Origin of the sequence: Halobacillus sp. BBL2006, from assembly GCF_000786645.1 — a bacterium.
Taxonomy (GTDB): domain Bacteria; phylum Bacillota; class Bacilli; order Bacillales; family Halobacillaceae; genus Halobacillus.
This window is the reverse complement of sequence record NZ_JRNX01000150.1, coordinates 1-3983: the sequence shown is the minus strand read 5'-3', so window position 1 is coordinate 3983 and position 3983 is coordinate 1. Positions and strand designations below refer to the sequence as shown.

Sequence of the window (3983 nt, the reverse complement as noted above, 5' to 3'; positions counted from 1 at the left end):
TGGAAGAAGAAGCTGGATGATGAAACGATCGCGAATTTTCAACGTGAGCTTGGGAAAATGGGATACAAGTTCCAATTCGTCACATTGGCAGGCTTCCATGCCCTCAATCACGGAATGTTCGAATTGGCACGTCAATATAAGGACCGCGGGATGGAAGCCTATTCCGAGCTCCAACAGGCAGAATTTGCGAGCGAGATTCACGGATATTCAGCTACTCGTCACCAGCGTGAAGTCGGAACAGGATACTTTGATGAAGTCGCCCAAGTCATATCTGGAGGAACCTCTTCTACTACTGCACTGAAGGGCTCAACAGAAACGGATCAATTTTCAGAAGAAACCATTACGCAATCTTAAGAGTGTTGAAAACGTGAAAGAACATAATCGTTCTTTCACGTTTTTTTTACTTTCCAAAACAATTTTACTATGAGTACTAGTCATTTTTCTTTTAACAGACTAAAATTAAAATAGTTAAACAGAAAAAGGAGGCTTAGGAGACCGGTTGCCAAAACTGAATCTTTTCTTTGTGACATTTCGTATGTTCTATTAGCCTATAAAAGGAGATGGAAACATGAATAATCATGAAATTGATTACAAGTTGTTTGGAGACGATATACAGTTCGTCGAAGTTGAGCTTGACCCAAATGAGACAGTCATTGCTGAGGCCGGTAGTCTGATGATGATGGACGATCAGATTCGAATGGAAACCATTTTTGGAGACGGATCTGAAGATAGCGGCGGTGGTCTCATGGGCAAGCTGCTTGGTGCTGGGAAGCGTGTCATTACTGGTGAAAGTCTCTTTATGACAACATTCACAAATGAAGGACATGGGAAGAAACACGTCTCTTTTGCTTCTCCTTACCCTGGGAAAATTATCCCGATGGACTTGAGCGAACTAAATGGCAAGCTTATCTGTCAAAAAGATGCTTTTCTTGCGGCAGCTAAAGGTGTGTCCGTAGGTATTGAATTGCAGCGTAAGCTTGGTACAGGATTCTTCGGTGGTGAAGGGTTCATTATGCAGAAGTTAGAAGGCGATGGAATGACCTTTATCCACGCTGGCGGAACGATGCATAAGCGCGTGCTTGAACCGGGAGAAACCTTGCGAGTCGATACTGGATGCCTTGTTGCTATGACTGGCGATATAGATTATAACATTGAATTCGTTGGAAAAGTAAAAACGGCGCTCTTTGGTGGCGAAGGGCTATTTTTTGCTACATTAAGAGGCCCTGGTACGGTTTGGGTTCAATCCTTACCATTCAGTCGTCTTGCCAGTCGAGTCTTTGCTGCTTCTCCTCAACGTGGCGGAAATGATAAAGGAGAAGGCAGCATCGCTGGTGGTATTTTCGACATCCTCGGTGGAGACAGACGTTAATTTTTATAAAGGAAACAGCAGTCCATGAGTGGCTGCTGTTTTTTTATCACACTTTGGGCGCAGTTTAATATGGTATGTTATCAGCTATTTTTGTGTGAAGCACAAGAATAAGGAGTGATATCATGCCGGCTATTACAGGTGAAGAATATAAGAGTCGCATTGATGCATTGGATACGGAAGTGTGGTTGGATGGAAAGAGGATTGATGGAGCTATATCATGTCACTCTGCCTTCAAGGGAGTCATTCAAACACAAGCCGAGCTATATGATATTCAAAATAATCCCGATATAAAAGACACCATGACTTTCATTTCAGAAAAGACAAGTGAAAGGATAGGGGCATCTTATTTAATCCCAAAATCAAAAGCGGATTTAGAAAAGCGCAGGCAGATGGTACAGCGTTGGGCTCGTCATTCCGGCGGCCTGATGGGGAGAAGTCCTGATTATATGAATACAGTTTTGGCTTCTTTTGCGGCTTCTATTGATGTACTAAAAGGAGAAGTTAACTGTTTTCCGGAGCGGCTGGTTCGTTTTTATGAGTATGCGCGTGAGAATGATTTATCCTTTACACATACATTCGTTAACCCTCAGTCGAATCGGTCTAAATTTGCTTTTTTTGAAAAGGATGTAACCAATGCTCGGATTATAAAGCGGATGGAAGAAGGACTCATAGTCAAAGGAGCGAAACTCCTTGCTACACAAGGCGGAATTACCGATGAAATTCTCGTCTTTTCGGCACCTGGAGCTCAAGAAAACTGTCATGCGTATGGATTCTCTATACCAAGTGACACGCCTGGTTTAAAGTTCATCTGTAGAGAGTCTTTTGTAAATGAAGATTCTCCTTTGTCCACTAGGTTTGAAGAAATGGATACGATTGTAATCTTTGAAGATGTTCTTGTCCCGTGGGAGCGCGTTTTCTTTCACGATAATATCAAAGTTGCGAACGACTTTTATGTAAAAGGAAAGTTCGTTCCGTTTACTCTTCATCAAATCGTAGCGAGACAAGTGGTGAAGACAGAGTTCTTACTTGGAGTGGCTGGTCGAATTGTTGAGACGATCAACATCGGAGAGTATCAGCATGTGCAAAGCAAGGTAACGGAAATTGTCAGAGGTCTCGAAACGATGAAGGCTCTGCTCTACTATTCGGAAGCTGAAGCCGAGTTAGATGAGACAGGAGTAATGGTACCTGCTAGACAGCCTCTTTATGTAGCTATTAATCAATTTCAAGAACAGTACCCAAGGTTCACAGAAATCATCCAATTACTCGGGGCAAGCGGTTTAATGTCTATTCCGAAAGAATCTGATTTTGCCTCTCCTGTTGGAGCTGAGATCGACCATTACTTAAGAGGATATGAATGTAAAGGGAAAGACCGTGTGGCTCTTTTCCGATTAGCCTGGGATCTCACGATGAGCTCATTTGGATCCCGTCAAACATTATACGAACGTTTCTTTTTCGGTGACCCTGTAAGAATTTCTCAAACGATTTATCAACTTTATGATGAGGCCGCATCTTTGAACCTAGTCCATGAACTAATGAATATAAAAAGCTGACTTGATAAAAGTCAGCTTTTTAGCGTTTTGCATTACTTTTTTTAGCTTTTTGTTCTAATTGGGAATCCGGCTGCTGATTTGCAATATCCTCTGATAGGCCTTGAGGGTTAACCGTTGCGGGAGTCTTACGTTTTTGTGCGTTGCTTTTCTTACTCATTTCTGAACACCTCCATGGATAGTTTTTGTGGCTTCCGTTGGTTTTATCCTTACGTCTCAGATTTTCTTTTTTATTTTCAGAAGAGACCATGCAAAAATGTTTGCTAAGAAAAACAGAGGATTCCCCTGGCTGTTTCCATGCAGAACTTCTTCTTGAACAGGCATGGAATCATAATACTCTCGTTGTGATTTGTTATCTTTCTCCTGTTCTTTTTTCATAACGGTATTGAATGGGGGTGATGGCTAAGGAAATAACCAAATACCCCGCAATAATGGTAAGTACTCCGTTAAGTAACATAGTCTACACTCTTTTGTAAGAAGGTTCTAATAATCGGTATACGAATAGAGGGCATATGCGTTTCAGTGTATTCTTTACCTTCTTTTGCAAACGCTAAATAAAACGGTAAGGAGGGATTTTGTGAAGAAGGAAGCGAAAGATAACGCAGAAAAAGTGGCAGGGCGCACGTATCAGTATGAAGATAATAATTCTACGGATCAGGGTGCTAATGGACTAGCCACTACACATGAGCAGGCTACAGACACGCTAACGGAAGGAACCATTGATGGGAAAATTGATCGTGTCAATCAAGATGGTCAACTCCTTAGCCATGATGGAGAAGAAATCAAAAAGAGTATAGATAGGAAGAATGCAAATGGGAAGACGAAATAAACTACTCGTGCCAGAAGCAAGGCAGGGTCTTGATAATTTGAAAGTCGAACTTGCCCATTCTCAATCACCTGAAGATGCAAAATATGAAATAGCCAGGGAGAAGGGGATTCCTTTAACCAAAGGATACAACGGGCAATTGACAACGAAGCAAGCAGGGACAATTGGCGGTCAGTTAGGCGGTCAAATGGTCAAGGAACTCGTTAAAAGGGCTCAACAGGAATTACAAGAAAAAAATAAA

6 protein-coding genes and 1 pseudogene are annotated in these 3983 nt (G+C 41.9%); 5 read left to right on the top strand and 2 right to left on the bottom strand.

All coding sequences use genetic code 11. The features are described from left to right. The 3 genes and pseudogenes from LD39_RS05375 to hpaB all read left to right on the top strand — a co-directional run. Nucleotides 1-354: pseudogene (locus LD39_RS05375) on the top strand (isocitrate lyase); the annotation flags it as partial. A 214-nt stretch (nt 355-568) separates the two neighbouring features. Next, nucleotides 569-1369, top strand: coding sequence for a TIGR00266 family protein (locus LD39_RS05370; protein WP_035543715.1), 801 nt, complete (start codon nt 569-571; stop codon nt 1367-1369). A gap of 122 nt (nt 1370-1491) precedes the next feature. Further along, nucleotides 1492-2919: a 4-hydroxyphenylacetate 3-monooxygenase, oxygenase component gene (hpaB, locus tag LD39_RS05365; RefSeq protein WP_035543713.1), complete on the top strand. Its 1428-nt coding sequence runs from the start codon at nt 1492-1494 to the stop codon at nt 2917-2919. Nucleotides 2920-2938: 19 nt separating this feature from the next. On the opposite strand, the gene LD39_RS23010 is transcribed toward hpaB, so the two are convergent. Continuing rightward, the gene (locus LD39_RS23010; RefSeq protein ID WP_197061395.1) at nt 2939-3076 is read right to left on the bottom strand and encodes a hypothetical protein; all 138 of its coding nucleotides are present in this window, start codon (nt 3074-3076) and stop codon (nt 2939-2941) included. Nucleotides 3077-3132: 56 nt separating this feature from the next. After that, nucleotides 3133-3240, bottom strand: coding sequence for a hypothetical protein (locus tag LD39_RS23460; protein ID WP_231572514.1), 108 nt, complete (start codon nt 3238-3240; stop codon nt 3133-3135). Between the two features lie 253 nt (nt 3241-3493). On the opposite strand from LD39_RS23460, the gene LD39_RS05355 reads away from it, so the two are divergent. Together LD39_RS05355 and LD39_RS05350 are read left to right on the top strand one after the other, a co-directional pair. Further along, nucleotides 3494-3745 (top strand): YozQ family protein, encoded by a 252-nt coding sequence (locus LD39_RS05355; RefSeq protein ID WP_035543710.1) that lies wholly within the window; start codon nt 3494-3496, stop codon nt 3743-3745. After that, a partial coding sequence (locus LD39_RS05350; protein ID WP_035543708.1) for an alpha/beta-type small acid-soluble spore protein occupies nt 3729-3983 on the top strand: 255 nt, incomplete at its 3' end. The genes LD39_RS05355 and LD39_RS05350, both read left to right, overlap by 17 nt.

What these genes read in the sequence shown, in the direction of transcription:
- LD39_RS05370 (WP_035543715.1), top strand. Translation starts at nt 569, where the DNA reads ATGAATAATCATGAAATTGATTACAAGTTGTTTGGAGACGATATACAG.
- hpaB (WP_035543713.1), top strand. Translation starts at nt 1,492, where the DNA reads ATGCCGGCTATTACAGGTGAAGAATATAAGAGTCGCATTGATGCATTG.
- LD39_RS23460 (WP_231572514.1), bottom strand. Translation starts at nt 3,240, where the DNA reads ATGCCTGTTCAAGAAGAAGTTCTGCATGGAAACAGCCAGGGGAATCCT.
- LD39_RS23010 (WP_197061395.1), bottom strand. Translation starts at nt 3,076, where the DNA reads ATGAGTAAGAAAAGCAACGCACAAAAACGTAAGACTCCCGCAACGGTT.